A 16,774-nucleotide genomic window follows, 5' to 3' on the forward strand; every position below is an offset into this window, starting at 1 on the left:
CACCACACGGTGGCCGCCGACCCCGGCTGAGCCGTCTCAGAGCAGGTCGAGCAGTTCGGGTGCCGCGCCTGCGCGAACGGCTTCGCGGGCTTCCTCCGGCGACTCGGCGGCGAGCGCCGCCTCGGCGAGGGCACGACAGTCGTCGAACGCATGGCTCCGCAATGCCAGCCTCACGGCACCGACCTTGCCCGGAGCCATCGACAGGCTCGTGATTCCCAAACCGACGAGGACGAGCGCGAGCAGCGGATCACCCGCGGACTCCCCGCAGACACCGAGCGGCTTGCCAGCGGCCTTCGCACCGTCGGCGGCTGCGGCGATCATCGACAGCACGGCAGGCTGCCATGGGTCGAGCAGCTCCGAGAGCTCGCCTTCCATCCGGTCGGCCGCCATCGTGTACTGCGCGAGGTCGTTCGTCCCGAGACTGCCGAAGTCGACGGCCTGAAGCACCTGTCGGGCACGCAGCGCCGCCGCAGGCACCTCGATCATCACGCCCGCCGAGGCGAGACCGTTGGCCCGCACCTGGTCTGCGAACCATCGGGCCTCCGCCGCGGTCGAGACCATCGGGGCCATGACCCTGACATCGGCACCCGTCGCCTCCGCCGCAGCCGCGAGCGCTTCGAGCTGAGCCGTGAGCACATCCGGCCTCGCCTGGGACAGACGCAGACCCCGTCGCCCGAGCGCCGGATTCTCCTCCGGCCCCAGGTCAGCGAACGCGAGCGGCTTGTCGGCACCCGCATCGAGGGTGCGCACGACGACGCGACGACCCGCGAACGGGGCGAACACCTTCCGATAGATCTCCGTCTGCTCCTCAACACTCGGGGCGCTGACAGCGGAGAGGAAGACGAATTCGGTGCGGAAGAGACCGACCCCTTCGACATCCTCGGCGCCGGCGAGCTCCGCGTCATCGACTCCCCCGATGTTGGCCAGCACCGCCACCCGGTGACCGTCGGATGTCGCACCCGGACCGCTCACCTCGGCGAGCGCTGCCGCACGTCGTTCACGACGCTGCCGCTGCGCCTCCACGGACTCCGGATCCGGACGGACGACGACCTCACCGCTGCCACCGTCGATGAGCAGCGGAGTGCCCATCGGGATCGCCGTCGCCTCCGGCAGCTGCACGACGGCGGGGATCCCCATCTGCGCGGCGAGGATCGCGGTGTGGCTCGTCAGCCCGCCGGCCCGGGTGACGATGCCGAGCACGAGGGAACGGTCGAGCGTCGCGGTCTCCGCGGGCGCGAGGTCCTCGGCTGCGACGATGCTCGGTTCGGTCAGCGTCGGCAGTCCCGGCGCAGGCTTCCCGAGCACCTCGGCGATGGCCCGGGCCCCGACGTCACGGAGGTCGGTGACGCGTTCGGCGAAGTACCCGCCGAGGGCTTCGAACTGTGCCGCGAACACCTCGATCGCCTCGGCGACGGCACCTGCCGGGCCCTTCCCCGCGTTGAGACGCTTCGTCACCTCACGGTGCAGCGACCGGTCGCGGGCGATCATCGCCGTAGCCTTGAGGATGTCGCGGGCCGTCGGATCGGCGCTCAGCGCCTTCTGATCGAGCGTGTCGGCGACGTGCATGAAGCTCGCGATGGCCTGCTCCGAGGCCGCCGCCGGATCCTCCGCCGCCGGCTCATCCTCGGGAGGCGCGACCGGCGCTGCCGCCTGGACGACGGGCCCGTACGCGGATCCCGGGCTCACTCCGATTCCGTGGAGCGTCGCCGACTCCGCCCCCGCAGCGGGCGCGCCGAGGGCCTCGCCGTGGCCGCTCATTGTGCGTCCATGTCCGTGGCGAGCAGGTCGACGAGACGATCGAGGACCGCCTCGGCGCCCTCACCCTCAGCGGAGAGGACGACCTCTTCGCCGTGCTTGGCACCGAGGGCCATGACGCCGAGGATGCTGCCGGCGTCGACGGCGTCCTCACCGGGGCGGCTGATCTCGACGTCGACCCCGGATTCGGAGACGGCTTCGACGAAGAGCGAGGCCGGGCGAGCGTGGAGTCCGACGGTCGAGGCGATGGTGACGGTGCGAGTTGCCATGATCTCTCCTTGTGGTGCGTGAGTTGTGGTGCGTGAACTGTGCGGTGCGATGGTGCGGGTGGTGCGGGTGGTGCGAGGTCTGATCATGCGGCGACCGGGGCCGCCTCGGGAAGGCTGTCGGCAGCCTTCTCAGCCCGGCGCCGGGCCGCGAGCGCCTTGAGCAGGACGACGAGGGCGGCGGTGATGGCGACGCCGACGGCGAGGGCGAGCACGAAGAGCAGCGGCTGGCCGATGAGCGGGAGCACCCAGATGCCGCCGTGGGGTGCGAGCAGCGTCGACCCGAAGAACATGACGAGGGCGCCGGTCGCCGACGACCCGATGGTCGAGGCGATGATGATCCGGATCGGGTCGGCGGCGGCGAATGGAATGGCGCCTTCGGAGATGAACGAGGCTCCGAGCAGCCAGGCCGCTTTGCCGTTCTCCCTCTCCGGCACCGAGAAGAGCTTCGGAGCGACCGTCGTCGCCAGGGCGAGCGCGAGCGGTGCGACCATGCCGGCCGCCATGACCGCGGCCATGATCTTCAGCTGCGGGGCATCCATGGCGGTGCCTGCCGCCGAGAGTCCGGCGGTGGCGAAGCCGTAGGCGACCTTGTTGACGGGGCCGCCGAGGTCGAAGCCCATCATGGCGCCGAGGATGAGCCCGAGGATGAGCACACCGCCGCCGGTGAGGCTGCCGAGTCCCGCGTTGAGGCCGTCCATGAGCGCGACGATCGGGCGGCCGAGCACGGTGATGAAGAGGCCTGCGGTGACGAGCGTGGAGAGGAGCGGGATGACGACGACGGGCATGACGCCGCGGACCCCCTTGTGGACCTTCCAGCTCGAGATCCATTTGGCGACGAACCCGGCGAGCAGACCGGTGACGATGCCGCCGAGGAACCCGGCATTCATCGTCACGGCGACGGAGCCGGCGACGATGCCCGGGACGAGGCCCGGCCGGTCGGCGATCGCGAAGGCGATGTAGCCGGAGAGGATCGGCACGAGGAAGCCGAACGACGCAGCACCGATGACGTAGGCGAGAGCCGCCCACGAGGTGAGGCTGGTGAGGTCGAAGTTCTGGGCGATGTTGTACTGGTCGTCGCCGACGAGGCCGTACTTGACGATCTCGATCGCTCCGCTCTCACCGAGGGCGATCTGCGCGAGCATGAAGGACACGGCGATGAGGATGCCGCCGGCGGCGACGAACGGGATCATGTAGGACACACCGGTCATCAGCCACTGCCGCAGCTTGGTGCCGAATCCGAGCCGTTCGGTCGCCTCGTCTTCGGTCCGTTCGTCGATGATCGCCGAGGCGGTGGCCTCGGTCGGTCCGGCTGCGGCCAGTTCGGCGGCCCTGCTGATGAGCTGGGGTCCCTCCGAGATCGCCTTCTTCACGCCGACGTCGAGAGTCGGTTTGCCGGCGAAGCGTGCCCGTTCCTTCACCTCGACGTCGTGGGCGAAGATGACGGCGTCCGCCGCGGCGATCTGCGCCGCGGTGAGCGGGGTCGATCCGGCTGAGCCCTGCGTCTCGACGATGATCTCGTGGCCGGCCGCGCGGGCGGCGTTCTCGAGGGATTCGGCGGCCATGTACGTGTGGGCGATGCCGGTCGGGCACGAGGTCACACCGACGAACCGGAAGGTGCGGTCGGCCGACTCGGCGGACCTCGCTTCCGCGGACGGCGGCTCCGTGGACGGCGGATCCGTGGGCGACGGCTCCGTGGACGGCGATGAGGCGGGAACCGGGGCGGCCGCCTCGGCGGGGGTGTCGGCACCGTCCGTCGTCGGGGATCCGGCAGCCGTCGAGGGTCCGGCCGACGCCGGGGCTGTCGGCGACGTGGCAGCCGTCGCGGACGCGTCATCGTCGAGGTGGACCTGCTCCTCGACGATGGCGACGACCTCCGCCGGGGTCGCGGCGTTGAGCAGCGCCTGTCGGAAGTCCTCCTTCATCAGAGCGCGGGCGAGCTGTGGGAGGACCTTCATGTGGGCGTCCCCGCCGTCGGCGGGGGCCGCGATGAGGAAGACGAGGCGGGCGGGACCGTCCTTGGCACCCCACGGGATGCCGTCGGTGGTCCGGCCGAAGACGAGCGAGGGCTCGGTGATCGCGGCGCTGCGGGCGTGCGGGATCGCGATGCCTCCCGGCAGGCCGGTCGCGGTCTTCGCCTCGCGTTCCTCGACGTCGGCGACGAAGAGGTCGAGGTCGGTGCAGCGACCGGTGGCCACGAGGCACTCGGCGAGCCTCCGCGTCGCCGCGGACCGGTCGGCGTCGCCGAGGTCGAGCAGCACCTGTTCGTCATTGATCAGTGGCATGGCGGTTCCTTTCGTGACCCGGTGGGCGAGTCAGTCGTCCAGTGGCAGGGCGAGCTCGGGCTCGCGGGTGATCGACAGCGGGATGTCGACGAGGTGGGCAGGGGTGGGCACGGCGGTGCCTTCGAGCCGCACGGCGGCCGCACCCCACACCACTCCCTGGCTGAGAGCGCTCGCGGCACCGGCACCCTGGTCGAGTCCGAGCAGCAGGCCGGCGAGCATACAGTCGCCGGCTCCGACGGTGGAGACAGGGTCGGTGATGACCGCTGTCGCGTGGAGGGCCTCCTCGGCGGTGACGAGGACCGCACCGTCGCGGCCGAGGCTGACGGCGACGTTCTCGACGCCCGCTGCCACGAGCTCCCGCGCCGTGTCGATGACAGCTCCGAGGGTGTCAAGGGAGCGGCCGCAGAGTTCGGCGAGCTCGATGCGGTTGGGCTTGATGAGCGTCGGTGCGGCGGCGACGGCCGCCGCGAAGGGCGCCCCGGAGGTATCGACGGCCACCCTGGCCCCGCGAGCCTGGGCCTCGCGCACGAGCGCGGCGTAGAGGTCGGCGGGTGCTCCGGGCGGGAGGCTGCCGCAGCCGGCGATCCAGACACCGGGGGCGGCGTGCTCGAGCGTGGTCTCGAGCAGACTGTCGACGTCGGCGGCGGTGAGTGCGGGGCCGGCTTCGTTGAGCTTCGTCGTCGTCCCGCCGGGCTCGAGGACGCTGATGTTCATCCGCATGCTCTCGGCGATGGGGACGACCCTCGTGGGGGTGCCGTCCTCGGCGAGCAGCGTCTCGAACAGTGCGCCTTCGGGACCGCCCGAGGGCACGATGACGAGAGGGTCAGCACCCATCGCGGACAGCGCCCGACCGACGTTGACGCCTTTGCCGCCCGGGTCGACACGAGAGGCGTGCGCCCGCAGGACATGGCCGCGGCGCAGCGCGTCGACGGTGACGGCACGGTCGACACTGGGGTTCGGCGTGAGGGTGACGATCATACGGTCACGACCTCCGGTCCCGCGGCGCGCAGCTCTTCAGCGCTCTGGTCGCCGAGGTCGGTGTCCGTGATGATGAGGTCGACGGCGTCGATGCCTGCGAAGCGATGGAGGTGGACCTGCGCGGCTTTGCTCGAGTCCGCGACAAGGATCGACGAACGGCAAGCGTCGACCATGGCCCGCTTCGTTGCGGCCTCGGACTCGTCAGGCGTGGTGAGACCGCGGTCGACGTCGAACCCGTTGGTGCCGATGAACCCGACATCGATGGTGAGCTCGGACAGCGCCTCGGTGGTCCACCGTCCGACTGCGGCACCGGTGAGCTCGCGCACCCGACCGCCGAGCTGGAGGAGTGTGATCCCCGGTTTCGCCGCGAGGGCCGCGCAGATCATCGGGCTGTTGGCGACGACGGTGAGGGCCAGTTCGTCGGGAAGGGCCTGGGCGATCGCAAGAGTGCTCGTGCCCGCGTCGAGGAGGACGCTGCCGCCGTCGGGGATCTCCTCGAGGGCGCGCAGTGCGAGGCGCCGCTTCTCCGCGGCGCGGTGGCCGATGCGCTCCTCGAGCGCCGGTTCGAGAGAGAGGGCCTCGGCCGGGATCGCTCCCCCGTGCATGCGCTTGAGCAGTCCGCGCCGCTCGAGGACCGTGAGGTCCCGCCGGATCGTCTCGGCTGTCACATTGAGCTGATCAGCGAGGGCGGTGACCTCGACTCGGCCGGCCGACCGGGCGGCGGCGAGGATGGTCTGTTGGCGTTCGGCGGCGTACACGGATTCATAATCTCACACATTCGGGCATAAACACAGCAAAACCAACATCTGTTTTTGGGAATGTGTCACGCAGATGTGCTGAGCAGGGACAATGCCGACGAAGTGTGCCGCTCGGGCGCGGACATCAGGAGGCCCCGCGTTCCCTCCCTGACAAGGGAACGCGGGGCCTCATCGCGTGACCGGAACTGCCGGTCGCAGTCACGCGAGTCGTGGGCTTCTCAGAGGCGGGCCTACCGTTCGAGCTGACTGCCGCCGAGGGCACGCTGGAGCGGGATGCTCCCGTCCTGCCACGGGGTGATCGCCCAGACGACGGCGTAGGCGCCGAGGCCGACGACGGGAAGGAGGAAGGAGAGGAGGACGAGGATCCTCACGAGCCAGACGTTGAGCCGCGTGACCTTCGCCAGTCCCCCGGCGATGCCGCCGACGATCCGGTCGGGTCCGCGGCGGAAGCCGATCTTGCGGATGGAGTCGAATATCGCGTTCATGTCTTCGACACTACGCCGCGCTCACGCCGCCCCACAGGGGTGAAGACCTGAGACTCGACTGAGGAAACCCATAATCTGCGAAGCACCGGGAGGGTGACGGCGGGGGCCGGCACCGGGATGCCGCCACCGGGATGCCGGCTTCGGGATATCGGCATCGGGACCCGGCCCCCGCCTCGGCGAGGAGTCCCCCACACCCGGACTACGCGGTCCGGCGCAGCTCAGCTCCGGAGACCTTCTCGGTGACGTCGAAGCGCTCCCGGTACCGGCCGGTGAGCAGGCACCACTGTGAATAGAGCGCGGTGCCGGAGTTGAAGACGAGAAGGGTGAGCGGGTAGAGCAGCCACTGCAGCCACATCGTCACGCTCCGCAGCGGCGGCACGTGGACCGGGCGCGGGGGCAGCAGGGCACGGAAGACGACGACGGAGACGATGAGCCCGATCATTCCCAGCTGTTGGACGAGACCGACGGTCATCGGCATCCGCTCGATGAACTCGGTCGCCTGACCGGTCTGGGTGGCGACGACGAAGGGGATCCACCCTCCGACGGCGATGATCACCGAGATCGTCGCGAGGCTGACGTGGCCTTCGAGCAGAGAGAGGAAGCGGAGGAATCCGGGCCAGAACGGGGATCTGGCGTCCCCGGCGAACACCCTCACCCCGACGTAGGGGACGTCGCTCGCACCGTACGACCAGCGGCTGAGCTGCTTGAACTGTGCGACCATCGTCTGCGCGAAGCTGCCGGCGAGCACGGCGTCCTGGTAGATCGGGACGTGGACGGGCACGACCCGATAGTCGCCGTCGAAGTGGAACCAGCTGCGCCAGTACTGGTGGCCGTCCTCGACGATCGTCCGCGTCGACCAGAACCCCATGTCGATGAGCGCCGACAGCGGCTGGGAGTGCGAGGCGAAGTTGCGCAGCGCGAAGAGCCGCACCGTCGTCGTGAGATTCCAGAAGCAGTTCGCGCTCGCGACCACCCGCGACGGCGCGGGCGCATCCCAGATGTTCGTGATGTAGAGGCTGATCGGCTGGAACGAGACCCTGGCCCGGTCCGGCGCGATCGCATACTCGTAGGCGACGCAGTCGAAGTACGACTCGTGCGGGATGTTGTCGCAGTCGAGAGTGGTGACGATGACCCGCTCCGGGTCGATGGCCTCCTCCCGCACCCAGGCGGCGAGCGCCCGCCCCGCGTGCGTGATGTTCGCGCCCTTGCCTGCGATCTCCCCGGGCACGCCCGCGGGATGGGGGACGAGTTCGAACGCCCGGAACCGGTCACCGTAGACCGCGGCGAGGCGGCGGGCGGTCTCCGCCATCGCCGGGCCCCCGCGCTCCTCGTAGGCGAAGAAGACGACGATCTGTCCTGGCGAGGTCGACGTGTGCAGGAGGGCCCGGATCGTTCCGGCGATGACCTCGAAGGGTTCGTTGTAGGCGGCCACGACGACGGCATGGATGAGCGTGGAGGGGCGCATTACCGAAGCGGGATCCGCACGCACCCGAGTGACCTCGGCGAGGTGGTCGGCGGCACGGAACCCGCCGAGTGGGACCGGGAGGGGCGCACGCCCGTCCATCGCCCGCTCGAGGTCGACGAGCCTGGCCCTCCAATCGACGCGGGCGGCCCGCCGGTAGCGGGCGAACCCGCGGGCGACGTCGACGGCCCCGCGCATCGCCCGGACGAAGGTGAGGCCGACGATGGTGAGGACGTAGACCGCGCCGAGCATCGCGTCGAGGAACGGGAGGACGAAGACGAGCGCGATCGCCGTATAGCTGATGAGCGCCGGCAGCGCCTCGAAGAAGCGGTACGCCCGGGTGCGCTCACCGGTCGGCAGTTCGATGTCCGCCGAGGCGGAGGTCCGGGTCCGAGGGGTCCGGACGAGAGCGGAGGGAAGACTGGGCCTGACGGGGAGATCGGTGCCGCGCATGAGGCGGTCGATCCCGGAGGTCGGTTCACCACTGATTCTCACAGTGTTGATCCTGCGGGGGGATTCTGACCTGGGGTTGATCCGCAGGTGCAGGCCAGGTGAACACTTGGAGACGGCAAGCCCGGTTGTCAGGGCATGCGACCTCGGCTCCTCCCCGCTGATTCCGGAACCACCTCGGGGGTCCTCACACCCAGAGCACTTCGGCCTGGGCTCGCACCCGGCCGGCGGCGACATGGTCGGCGAGGACGAGCGCACCGTCGAGGGGACTGCCCGCCGCTTCGACGACGGCGGCGTCGGGGCGCCGATGCTGCGCTTCGGCGCGGAAGGCCTCGAGCAGCGCCTCCCCTGCCTGGGTGAGCCCACCGGTCACCGCGACCCGCTGCGCCCCGGCCGCGGTCGCCGCGGCGACGGCGCTGCGGGCGGCCTCCCGTCCCGCCTCGGCGAGGAGGTCGACCGCGACGGGATCGTCGAGGCGGGCCAGAGTCGCGACGTCGGCGGCGAACTCGGCGAGGAGGCCCGCCCGGTCGCTGCGCGTGTAGAACGTCGCCGGCCACGAGCTCGGCTGCCCGAACCGACCGGTGGCCGCCGCGAGCAGTGCGGCACCGCGGACGTCAACCTTGTCGTGGGCACGCAGGGCCGCCTCGAGGGCGAGCCGTCCCAGCCACGCCCCGCCCCCGCGGTCGCCGAAGAGGTGCCCCCAGCCGTCGACCCGCGACCACTGGGCAGTGAGCACGCCGTGGTCGTCGGCGCCGGGGTGGGCGATGGCGATCGCGCCCGTACCGAGCACCGCGATCGCCCCGCCCTGTCCCCGCAGCGCGCCGAGGTGGGCGGTGACGGCATCGATCGTCACCGCGGTCGGGGCGTCCGCTTCGGCGGCGATGACCTGCGCGAGCACCGCGGGATCATCGGTGAGGGAGGCGATCCCGGTCGCCCCGATCCCGATGCCGACGACGCGTGGGAACTGCTCCGGCCACGCCTGCCGTGCCGCGGAGACGAGCCGCCGGATGACGATGGGAGCGCTGCTGCCCTCGGGTCCGATCTCGACGCGGGGCCCGGTGAGGGTGCCCAGGACGGTGTGTTCGCCGAGGCGGTCGGAGCGTGTCGTGTCCGCGTCCGCCGGGTGCGCCGCCGGATCGTCGGCGCTCTCCGGGGATGCGGCGGGGTCCGCGTCCCGGTCTGCGGCCGCCGCCAGCGCGACGCGGGAGCCGGTGCCGCCGACGTCGATGCCGAGGACGAGTTCGGCGGCCTGACAGTCGCGCATCAGGCGGTGCCGCCGGCCGCGGCGATCGCCGCCCGCACCGAACCGTCATGGGTGCTCAGCAGCTCGGCGGCCACGGCGGGAGTCACCTCGGCGAAGGAGACGACCAACGCCGTCTTGAGGTCATCGCCGCATCGGGCGAGGAGGTCGCGGGCCGCTGCCTCGTCGAGGTCGGCGGCGTCGGTGAGGATGCGCACGGTGCGGTCGCGCAGCTTCGCGTTCGTCGCGACGACGGAGACCATGAGGTTCTCCCACGTGCGGCCGAGGGCGACCATGAGGGCGGTGGAGAACCCGTTGAGAGCGAGCTTCTGCGCGGTGCCGGCCTTGAGCCGGGTCGACCCGGTGACGACCTCGGGGCCGGTGTCGAGGACGATGTGGGCGGCGGCCGCCTCGGCGACAGGGGCGTGCGGGTTGTTCGAGATGAGCACGGTGTGCGCGCCGTTCGCCCGGGCGGCCTCGAGGGCGCCGCGGACATAGGGAGTCGACCCGCTTGCCGCGATCCCGATCGCGACGTCCCGCTCCCCCAGCGCGGCACCCGCGGTGCCTCCGTCGGTCAGGGAGTCCTCAGCGTTCTCGACGGCGTTGACGAGGGCGGGCTCTCCTCCGGCGATGTGTCCGACGACGCGGCCGGGTTCGAGGTTGAACGTCGGCATGAGCTCGCTCGCGTCGAGCACCCCGAGCCGACCCGAGGTCCCCGCCCCGAAGTAGTGGACGGTTCCGCCCGCGCGCATCCGCTCGGCGGCCGTGTCGACGAGGGCCGCGAGCTGCGGCAGGGCGGCTGCGACGGCGTCGATGACGACCCGGTCCTCGGTGTTGAGGAGGCGGAGGACGCCGAGGGCATCGAGGTCGTCGAGGCCCGCACTGCGGGAGTTGCGCTGTTCTGTCGGGGACAGCCGCGGCCGGGCGTCGGCTGACGGTGCGGGCTGGGACTGATCGGTCATGGACGGAGGCTTCCTTCCACCTCGGCGGGGGTGCGGGCAGGGGGAGACGGGTGGCGCAGGGAGAGCAGCCCGCCGACGACGACCATGACGATGACGCCGAGGAGCGGGTACCACTGCCAGGCCACCCAGATCTCACCGGTGACGTACTTCTCCATGATGAAGAAGTACGCGTTGACGGCGATGGCGAGGACGAAGGCGATGTTCGCATCGACGGCGGTCGCGCGCTTGTTGACCATCCCGAAGACGAACGCGCCGAGGAGGCCGCCGTAGGTGATGCCGGCGATGCCGAGGGCGAGGATGACGATGTTGCCGGAGTCGGATTCGAAGACCGTGGCCGGGAGGATGAACGCGATCCCCCATGCGATCGTCGCCCAGCGGCCGACCCTGAGGCCCTCTGCGTCGGTGAGCGGGGTCCGCCTGAACCGGGCCCAGACGTCGGTGACGGTCGAGGACGACAGGGCCGAGAGCGAGGACGACAGGGTCGACATCGCGGCGGCGAGGATGCCCGCGAGAAGGAGGCCGGAGATCCCCGGCGGGAGGCCCTCGATGATGAAGAGGGGGAAGATCTCGTCGTCGCGGGTGAGCCCGAGGTCGGCAGGCAGGGCCTGGTCGTAGTAGGCCCACAGGGCGAGTCCGACGGCGAGGAAGATCGCGAACTGGACGAAGACGACGAAGCCGGAGACGATGAGCGCCTTCTGCGCGTCGGCCTTCGTCCGGCACGACAGGAGCCGCTGGACGATGATCTGGTCGGAACCGTGGGAGGCCATCGCGAACACGGCGCCGCCGACGAACGAGGGGATGAACGATCCGGCCGCGTTGATCGGGTTGCCCTCGAAGACGAACATCTGCAGCTTTCCGGCGGCGGCCGCCTCGGCGAGCCATCCTCCGCCGACGCTCGCGGTGATGACGACGATCGCGAGGACCCCGCCGAGGACGTAGAGGACCATCTGGGCGACGTCGACCCAGACGACGGCCTTGATCCCGCCGATGAACGTGTAGACGATCGTCACGAGCGCGAGGACGACGATGATGACGAAGTAGGACGTGTGGACGCCGAGGCCGTCGAGGATGACCTTGAGCGGGATCGCTGCGGCGAGGACGCGGATGCCGTCGGCGAGCAGGCGGGTGAAGAGGAAGGTGATGCCCGCCGTGGTCTGCGTCGACTGGCCGAAGCGCTTGCCGAGGTAGGCATAGGCGGTGATCATCTCGCCGTCGTAGTAGCGGGGAAGCATGAGGAAGGCGACGATGATGCGCCCGACGATGTAGCCGAGCGCGAGCTGAAGGTAGGAGATGTCGCCGAGGTAGCTCATCACGGGGATACCGATGACGGTGAGTGCGCTCGTCTCGGTCGCGACGACGGACAGGCACACCGCCCACCAGGGCAGATCCCGTCCGCCGAGGAAGTAGTCCCTCAGTCCGCTCTGCTTCCCGCTCAGCTTGAGGCCGAGCCAGGCGGTGGCGACGAGGTAGGCGACGATCACCAGGAGGTCGATGATCTGCATGGTCGGTGCTCCTTCGGTGGGATTCGCGTCGGTGGGGGTCGGCTCAGGTGGGGTTCGCGTCGGGCGAGGGCGGGTCGTGCGGCGGCCCGCCGAGGATTCGCAGCCGGCGGGGCCGGCGCTCCAGGGGCGCGGGCAGCCGCAGGGGCCTCCACCCCGGGCTCAGCCGTCCGGCGATGGTCGGGCGGGCGGCGCCCGTGAGGCTCGGCTCGGTCGAGGGCAGGCCGTGCCAGCTCAGCCAGCCGATGAGCGCCATGAGCACGGCCTCCTTCGACCCCTCGGGCAGGCCGAGGGCCGCGTCCGTCGTCTCGAGGGTGACCGTCTCTCCGAGCTCGGCGCGCAGGGCACGCATGAGCGTCGGGTTCCGGGTCCCACCCCCGGAGGCGATGACCGCGGTGACGCCGTGGGGACGGACCGCCTCGGCGATCGTGCGGGCGGTGAGCGCGGTGACCGTGGCGATCGCGTCGACTTCGCTCAGCCGAGGATGGTCGGCGAGGTATCGGTCGAGGTAAGCGGCATGGAAGTGCTCCTTGCCCGTCGACTTCGGGGCGGGCAGCCGGTAATAGGGTTCGCCGAGGAGGTCGCTCAGCAGTGCCGCGTCGACCCTTCCGCGGGCGGCGAGCTCCCCGTCGACGTCGCAGGACTGCGCACCGTAGGTGATCCGGCGGGCGAGGACGTCGATGAGGGCGTTCGCGGGACCCGTGTCGAAGGCGAACGGGTCTTGGTCCGGGGCGATGACGGTGACGTTGGCGATCCCGCCGAGGTTGAGCAGCGCGGTCGGGGTATCCGCATCGGTGAGCAGCATGGCGTCGAGGATCCCGACGAGCGGGGCTCCCTGCCCGCCGGCGGCGATGTCGCGGGAGCGGACGTCGGAGAGGACGGGGACGCCGAGGGTCTCGGCGATCCACGCGGGCTGGCCGAGTTGGAGGGTCGAGGTCACCCGCGCCTCGGCGATGTCGTGGCGCACGGTCTGGCCGTGGGAGACGACGAGGTCGGGGACGGCCCCGACGTTCGCACACACCTGGGCGAGCGCCTCGGCGCTGAAGCGGCCGAGGCGACCGTCGACGTCGCTGACGAGGGAGAGCGGCAGCTCGACGGGTTCGAGGAGGCGGAGGATGTCGGTGCGCAGGGCAGGGTCGAAGGGCATCTCCTCGCCGGCGAGGAGGCGCACCCCGAGCTCGTCCGCGGACGGGTCGTGGACGAACTCGGCGAGGGCGACGTCGAGGGCGTCGGCCGAGGTTCCCGTCATCAACCCGGCGATGATCATGCCCGGTCACCGCTTGCAGGGGTGGGGGTTGCGGGGCGGGCTGCGGCGCGGGCCTCGGCGGGCGTTGCGGGGCGGGCTGCGGGGCGACCTTCGGGGCTGGCCGGTCGGACGGGGACGGTGAGTTCGGTGCGGACCTTGTAGCGGTCACCGCGGTAGACCGAACGGACGACCTCGAAGGGAACGTCGTCGGCGCTGCGCGAGATCCGCTCGAAGAGGAGCGCCGGAGCCTGCGGTGGAGCCGCGAGGTGGGCGGACTCGTCGGCGTCGAGGAGGGTCGGTTCGATCGTCTGCACGCTGTGGGCGAGCTCGATGCCGAAGCGGGTGCCCAGCAGCTCGTAGAACGAGCTGTCCTCGAGGTCGTCGGCGGTGAGGCCGGGGACGCGGGCGGCGGGGATGTGGAGCTCCTCGAGGGCGATCGGCTCCGCGTCGGCGAGGCGGAGGCGGAGGATCGTCACGACCTCGTCGTCCTCGCCGAGGTGGAGCTTCCGGGCGATGTGCGCCCCGGCCGGGCCGCGGACGAAGCCGAGGACGTGCGAGCCGGGAGTGAGCCCGCGGGCGAGCATGTCCTCGGTGAACGAACTCGCGGCCAGCGGCTGGTCGAACTTCGGGCCGAGGGCGAAGACCCCCGCGCCGTGGCGCCGGCGCACGACGCCCTGGGCGACGAGTTCGTCGATCGCCCGACGCAGGGTCATCCGGGAGATCCCGAGCTGCTCGGCGAGCTGGCGCTCGGGCGGGAACTGCTCCCCGGCGGCCATGCCCTCGAGGCGATCGAGGAGCTGGTCGCGGATCGAATGGAATTTCGTCACCTCCCCATTGAGGCACAGCTCACATCCGATTTCAAGACCACTGGTCTAATTCTTGCAGGTGGGGTTGCGGTCGGGTCGGCAACCGCTCGTTTCCGATCCGCATGGCATGGATCGATCCGCAGCGTGTGGATCGAAACCGCGCGGATGGCCGGGATGCGGATGAGAACCGCGCGGTCACCCGACCGGGCGCGAGAGGGCGGTCGGGACGCGGGCATCCTCGCCGAGGTGGTCGACCCGCCGGCGACCGCAGCGTGCACACCGGACGTAGGCGACCGTCCCCGTCGAGACCCGATGGCATGACTCCGTCAGCCAGCCGTGTTCGCAAGCGTCGGCGTCTCCGTTCGGGGACGGGTTCCGTGTGGTCGTCTGCTCTGTCCTGGCTTCCATGACTCCAGCCTGGTGTAATGGTCCTATGCAACTCAACCCTTACGGTGAGTACGCCGTTCTCCTCGCAGCCTCGCTGGCCAACGACTGGCCAGGCGACCGCGCCGGAATCGAAGCACGGACTCGGGAATTCGGGATGACGATGGGATTCACGCCGACACCGACCGACCTCGGCGACACTCGCGCCGTCATCGACGAATGGCTGAGGGTCGTCGATGCCGAGAGCCCGGAAGCCCGCGCGGAGCTGCTCAACGCGATCATGGCGAGCGCGGCGGCATTCCCGCGGCTCGTCGACCATGACGACGAGGGCTGGCACCTGCACTACCGTGATGCCGATCAGTCGCTGGCCCACGTGCTGCGGGCCGTCATCTGCGTCGGCACCGCCCTCCACCTCACGACGCGCGGCATGCACCGTCTCGGCAGGTGTGCGGCGGGGCTGTCTCCGGGCGACCCGTGTGCGAACGTCGTCGTCGACGTCACGCGCGGCGGCCGTCAACGGTACTGCTCGGTCCGGTGCGCCAATCGCGATGCCGTGCGCCGCCATCGCGCGAAAAGCACCCGTCCGTCAGGCTGAGGGCGGGGTTGCGGCGGGTCGGCAACCGCTCGGTTCCGATCCGCGTGGCATGGATCGATCCGCAGCATATGGATCGCAACCGCGCGGATGGCCGGGATGCGGATGCGAACCGCGCGGCTGAGCGCACGCATTCGTCGCGAGGGGTTCCCGTGGGAGACGCCAGTTCCTAGCATGGTGACATGACTGAATACACCGGAGAGACACTCACCGACGCCCTCGAGGCCGCGGGGCTGAGCGACTGGCACAGCGCCGACGACACGATCGTCGCCACCTACGCCACGGGAGACTTCGCCACCGGACTCGAGTTCGTCAACCGGGTCGGTGCCGCCGCCGAAGCGGCCAACCACCACCCGGACATCACGCTCACCTACCCGAGCGTCGAGATCACCCTGACGAGCCACGACACCGGTGCCGCGACCGACCGCGACCTCAAGCTCGCCGCACGGATCAGCAACTTCGCCGCGGAGGCAGGCATCACGGCTGATCAGCCGCAGTGACCTAAGCTGAACGAAGCCACCGTTCGCCTGCTGAGGGGAGACTCCGTGTACGCCGCTACCGAGAACCGCTACGACTCGATGACCTACCGCAGGGTGGGCCGATCCGGTCTCGTCCTGCCGGCACTGTCGCTGGGCATGTGGCACAACTTCGGCGACGATGTCGCCTTCCAGACCCAGCGCGACTTGGTCCGCCGCGCCTTCGACCTTGGCATCACCCACTTCGACCTCGCGAACAACTACGGCCCGCCAGCCGGATCGGCCGAGATCAACTTCGGCCGGCAGCTGCGCGAGGACCTCGGCCCCTACCGCGATGAGCTCATCATCTCGACGAAGGCCGGCTGGGCCATGCACCCCGGCCCCTACGGCGGACCCGGCGGCAGCCGGAAGTACCTGCTCTCGAGCCTCGACGCGTCGCTCGCCCGCCTCGGCCTCGACTACGTCGACATCTTCTACTCCCACCGCCCGGACGCCTCGACTCCGCTCGAGGAGACCATCGGCGCGCTCGACACCGCCGTGCGCTCGGGGCGCGCCCTCTACGCCGGCATCTCCTCGTATTCGGCGGCCGACACCGCCCGCGCCGCTCAGATCGCCGACGACCTCGGCACCCCGCTGCTCATCCACCAGCCCTCGTACTCGATGCTCAACCGCTGGATCGAGGACGACGGTCTCCTCGACACCACCACCGAGCATGGGCTCGGCGTCATCGCGTTCTCCCCGCTCGCCCAGGGCCTGCTCACGGACAGATACCTCGGCGGAGTGCCCGAGGACTCGCGGGCCGGCAAGGACACTCCGTCGTTCAAGGACGGGTTCCTCTCCGAGGACAACCTCGCCCGGATCCGCGGACTCGGTGAGATCGCCGCCGCCCGTGGTCAGTCACTCGCCCAGATGGCGCTCGCCTGGGCGCTGCGCGATCCCAGGGTCTCCTCTCTCGTCATCGGCGCGAGCCGCGTCGACCAGCTCGTGAACAACGTCGCCGCCCTCGACTCCGCGCCGTTCACCGATGACGAGCTCTCCGCGATCGACGACTTCGCCGTCGATTCGGGTGTCGACATCTGGGGAGACGCCCGTCGGAGCACGCAGAGCTGAGCCTGGGCCGTCCCCGTCCG

The 16,774-nt window shown here is 70.6% G+C and carries 15 protein-coding genes; 3 read left to right on the forward strand and 12 right to left on the reverse strand.

Annotated elements, in window-relative coordinates; all coding sequences use genetic code 11:
* Nucleotides 1-36: 36 nt before the first annotated feature.
* The 12 genes from ptsP to ACQ1RG_RS01925 form a co-directional block, all read right to left on the reverse strand.
* A complete protein-coding gene (gene ptsP / locus ACQ1RG_RS01870) occupies nucleotides 37-1,758 on the reverse strand; it encodes a phosphoenolpyruvate--protein phosphotransferase (protein WP_009380973.1) in 1,722 nt (573 codons plus the stop codon).
* The gene (locus ACQ1RG_RS01875) at nucleotides 1,755-2,024 is read right to left on the reverse strand and encodes an HPr family phosphocarrier protein (RefSeq protein ID WP_009380974.1); all 270 of its coding nucleotides are present in this window, start codon (nucleotides 2,022-2,024) and stop codon (nucleotides 1,755-1,757) included. Before ACQ1RG_RS01875 ends, ptsP begins: the two co-directional genes overlap by 4 nt.
* An 83-nt stretch (nucleotides 2,025-2,107) precedes the next feature.
* Nucleotides 2,108-4,306: a fructose-specific PTS transporter subunit EIIC gene (locus ACQ1RG_RS01880; RefSeq protein WP_009380975.1), complete on the reverse strand. Its 2,199-nt coding sequence runs from the start codon at nucleotides 4,304-4,306 to the stop codon at nucleotides 2,108-2,110.
* 30 nt (nucleotides 4,307-4,336) lie between these two features.
* On the reverse strand, nucleotides 4,337-5,284 hold the full coding sequence (pfkB, locus tag ACQ1RG_RS01885) for a 1-phosphofructokinase (RefSeq protein ID WP_009380977.1): 948 nt from the start codon (nucleotides 5,282-5,284) through the stop codon (nucleotides 4,337-4,339).
* Complete coding sequence (locus tag ACQ1RG_RS01890; RefSeq protein WP_009380978.1) at nucleotides 5,281-6,042, reverse strand: DeoR/GlpR family DNA-binding transcription regulator; 762 nt, start codon at nucleotides 6,040-6,042, stop codon at nucleotides 5,281-5,283. Before ACQ1RG_RS01890 ends, pfkB begins: the two co-directional genes overlap by 4 nt.
* A 230-nt stretch (nucleotides 6,043-6,272) precedes the next feature.
* Complete coding sequence (locus ACQ1RG_RS01895) at nucleotides 6,273-6,527, reverse strand: PspC domain-containing protein (protein ID WP_009380979.1); 255 nt, start codon at nucleotides 6,525-6,527, stop codon at nucleotides 6,273-6,275.
* A 199-nt stretch (nucleotides 6,528-6,726) separates the two neighbouring features.
* A complete protein-coding gene (locus tag ACQ1RG_RS01900; RefSeq protein ID WP_009380980.1) occupies nucleotides 6,727-8,484 on the reverse strand; it encodes a hypothetical protein in 1,758 nt (585 codons plus the stop codon).
* Nucleotides 8,485-8,626: 142 nt separating this feature from the next.
* Nucleotides 8,627-9,703 carry an N-acetylglucosamine kinase gene (locus ACQ1RG_RS01905; protein ID WP_430600449.1) on the reverse strand — a complete coding sequence of 359 codons (1,077 nt, stop codon included), beginning with the start codon at nucleotides 9,701-9,703 and terminating at the stop codon, nucleotides 8,627-8,629.
* The gene (murQ, locus tag ACQ1RG_RS01910) at nucleotides 9,703-10,641 is read right to left on the reverse strand and encodes an N-acetylmuramic acid 6-phosphate etherase (RefSeq protein WP_430600450.1); all 939 of its coding nucleotides are present in this window, start codon (nucleotides 10,639-10,641) and stop codon (nucleotides 9,703-9,705) included. Before murQ ends, ACQ1RG_RS01905 begins: the two co-directional genes overlap by 1 nt.
* Nucleotides 10,638-12,143 (reverse strand): sodium:solute symporter, encoded by a 1,506-nt coding sequence (locus ACQ1RG_RS01915; protein WP_095376334.1) that lies wholly within the window; start codon nucleotides 12,141-12,143, stop codon nucleotides 10,638-10,640. Before ACQ1RG_RS01915 ends, murQ begins: the two co-directional genes overlap by 4 nt.
* A gap of 43 nt (nucleotides 12,144-12,186) precedes the next feature.
* Nucleotides 12,187-13,389 (reverse strand): anhydro-N-acetylmuramic acid kinase, encoded by a 1,203-nt coding sequence (locus ACQ1RG_RS01920; RefSeq protein WP_232254120.1) that lies wholly within the window; start codon nucleotides 13,387-13,389, stop codon nucleotides 12,187-12,189.
* A gap of 14 nt (nucleotides 13,390-13,403) precedes the next feature.
* Nucleotides 13,404-14,213 (reverse strand): GntR family transcriptional regulator, encoded by an 810-nt coding sequence (locus ACQ1RG_RS01925; RefSeq protein ID WP_095376336.1) that lies wholly within the window; start codon nucleotides 14,211-14,213, stop codon nucleotides 13,404-13,406.
* A gap of 412 nt (nucleotides 14,214-14,625) precedes the next feature.
* On the opposite strand from ACQ1RG_RS01925, the gene ACQ1RG_RS01930 reads away from it, so the two are divergent.
* The 3 genes from ACQ1RG_RS01930 (at nucleotide 14,626) to mgrA (ending at nucleotide 16,754) form a co-directional block, all read left to right on the forward strand.
* Nucleotides 14,626-15,171 carry a CGNR zinc finger domain-containing protein gene (locus tag ACQ1RG_RS01930; RefSeq protein ID WP_009380992.1) on the forward strand — a complete coding sequence of 182 codons (546 nt, stop codon included), beginning with the start codon at nucleotides 14,626-14,628 and terminating at the stop codon, nucleotides 15,169-15,171.
* A 179-nt stretch (nucleotides 15,172-15,350) separates the two neighbouring features.
* A complete protein-coding gene (locus ACQ1RG_RS01935; RefSeq protein WP_009380994.1) occupies nucleotides 15,351-15,668 on the forward strand; it encodes a 4a-hydroxytetrahydrobiopterin dehydratase in 318 nt (105 codons plus the stop codon).
* A gap of 78 nt (nucleotides 15,669-15,746) precedes the next feature.
* The gene (gene mgrA, locus ACQ1RG_RS01940) at nucleotides 15,747-16,754 is read left to right on the forward strand and encodes an L-glyceraldehyde 3-phosphate reductase (RefSeq protein WP_051995654.1); all 1,008 of its coding nucleotides are present in this window, start codon (nucleotides 15,747-15,749) and stop codon (nucleotides 16,752-16,754) included.
* Nucleotides 16,755-16,774: the final 20 nt, after the last annotated feature.

The sequence above is a fragment of the Brevibacterium sp. K72 genome (genome assembly GCF_050562175.1).
Taxonomy (GTDB): Bacteria; Actinomycetota; Actinomycetes; order Actinomycetales; family Brevibacteriaceae; genus Brevibacterium; species Brevibacterium casei.